Annotated in this window: 2 protein-coding genes; both read right to left on the reverse strand. The window is 36.8% G+C overall.

Translation table 11 applies throughout. The annotated features are described in order from the left end of the window. Positions 1-672: 672 nt before the first annotated feature. Positions 673-930, reverse strand: a complete 258-nt coding sequence (locus F908_RS00330) for a hypothetical protein (RefSeq protein WP_005155572.1) — start codon at positions 928-930, stop codon at positions 673-675. A gap of 211 nt (positions 931-1,141) precedes the next feature. Then, positions 1,142-2,116: a replication initiation protein RepM gene (gene repM / locus F908_RS00335; RefSeq protein ID WP_005155574.1), complete on the reverse strand. Its 975-nt coding sequence runs from the start codon at positions 2,114-2,116 to the stop codon at positions 1,142-1,144. Between the last annotated feature and the right edge of the window lie 132 nt (positions 2,117-2,248).

Below are 2,248 nucleotides of genomic sequence, written 5' to 3' on the forward strand. Positions count from 1 at the left end.
AATTATTTTGTAGTAACACGAAAGGTAAACGTAGTGATATTGATGGGTAAACGTAGTGGTATTGATGGGTAAACGTAGTGGTATTGATGGGTAAACGTAGGAGAATGTTCTTTGTATGCCTTGTGCCATGGGGGTTTCAGCCTGTCTAAAAGCATTTAAAAGCATTTAAAAACATTAAAAACCCATTTTCATCATGAAAATTGCCCTCGGTTTTCGATAAATCTCAAACTTTTTTGACTTCACTTCGTTACGTCAGGGGCAATTTTTAGCAAATAACGGTTAAAAATCAGAAAAAATCAAAAGCAAAATATTTTTAAGCAAGGATACACAAAGGGTACTTTTTCACTGCCGTGATAAATTCCCACTCTGTGACCTTGTTCAGGGGCAAGCCCCCGAAACCCCAACAACACTCTTTAACAGCTCATTTTTAATAGGCAGTTAATAAGAACAGATAAAAAGCGACTATGAACTCGCTTCGCTCGTATTTCTTGAAAAGCAAAAGCTCACGATAGTAAAAACCATCTGGTAGTAAATATTTTTAAAAGCGGTTTTTCAGAGGGGCAATAATCGAACTTTCATTGTGTCGCTCGTAGACACTCGCTAATTAATTTTTTTAAAAAATAAAAAAACCCTCATAAATTGAAGGTCTTTTTTACTCATATTTTTATTAACCTAAATTGTTTTTTCATCGCCTTTGTAAGCCCAACCAGCTTTTTTGGCTTGTTCAGTTAATTCATGAATCGCATCTATGTCAGGAATACGAGCTTGTCCTCTTGCTGCTTGTAATTTTCCTTCAGGTGTTTTCCAAATAAAACGAAATCCTTTATCAGATTTCCCATTTTCATAATCGTATAAACACCATTGGAAACATAATTTCCATTTCGATGGATACTCTTTAAAAACTGAATCTATAACGTGAACTCTAGCCATTTTAACCACTCTTCTTAAAAGTACAGTTAAGACCTTAACTGTACTTTTAAGTTTGTGCAAGCTGTTTTACTATATTTTTTTATTGAAACGCACCCATTGGACTCAATGGTAAAGTGCGCCCTTTGGAATTTTTCATTTCCGAGTAGCAACGAGGGAATGTTCATTTCCGAGTAGCAACGAGGGAATGCACGCTTACTCGTTTCTCCAAAACTTAAAAAATTACGCCAAATTCTTCGAGTTTATTTTCCCATTGGTTTGCTATTGCTTCGTCTGTAATTTCGCTTTGAATACGAGCCATCATTTGCATAATTGACTCATCACTCTGTTTAAAGCGATCTGATAGACGGTTAGACATGATTAACCCTGTAATCTTGCTCGCTCTATGCTGTAAATCGCTCATATTTGCGTTTTCAGGCTGTTTTACGAGATTGGTAGGGATTTCTACGGATTTTTGTTTAGGAACGTCAGAATCGCTGTTTTTTGGCGTTTCTAGCTCTGTTTTCCTCTTCTGCTTAAACTTGAATGAGAATCCTGTGATTGTTCGCCCTTTTTTGTGCTGTTCGTAGGTGGCTGTGATGTCGGTATGATCATTGATCTGTTTAAGTGCTAGCTCAATAACTCGCATCTTTAAGTTATCTGTTCTAATGTATTCAGTATCTAAAACACCTATTCGTTTTCTAAACTCGCCTAATTCAATAACAGGGGTTTTTCCTGTGCTACGCCAACAGATCAATAATTCATACATACGGACAGCATAGGCACTCGATAAACCGCTAATTTGCTCAATATCATACTGGGTAAATTGTTTCTCTAATCGTGTTATGAGAGGAACAACCGCAGGAGCAAAAATAATCTCAACCGTTGCCGTTTCGTCAATATAAGCAATTTGTGAGACCCATCGACTTGTAATATTCGCTCGTCCACGTTCTCGTTTTTCTTGATAGCTGAATTGTCGTGCAAATAAGTCCTTGCAGGCATCTTTTAAGGCTTGGTATGCCGTTGTTCTGTGTACGCCAAACTGATTGATATAGCTTTCTGCATGGACTGTAAGAGGGTCATTTGCATTGATTCCTTTGCCTGACTCTCTCGCCTCAACAATAGCAAGAAGAATTAACCGCTGTTCAACAAGATCTAAGTTGTAACTAGCGTTCATTAGGGCGTTATCTTTTACTATTAATTCGCTCATAACCTACAATTATTTTTTTGAAGTTATTACTACATTAAATTATTTTGTAGTAACACGAAAGGTAAACGTAGTGATATTGATGGGTAAACGTAGTGGTATTGATGGGTAAACGTAGTGGTATTGATGGGTAAA

Source organism: Acinetobacter sp. NIPH 284, assembly GCF_000369425.1.
GTDB lineage: Bacteria > Pseudomonadota > Gammaproteobacteria > Pseudomonadales > Moraxellaceae > Acinetobacter.

Excerpts from the sequence above, each read along its gene's own strand:
- repM (WP_005155574.1), bottom strand. The coding sequence starts at position 2,116 with ATGAGCGAATTAATAGTAAAAGATAACGCCCTAATGAACGCTAGTTAC.
- F908_RS00330 (WP_005155572.1), bottom strand. The coding sequence starts at position 930 with ATGGCTAGAGTTCACGTTATAGATTCAGTTTTTAAAGAGTATCCATCG.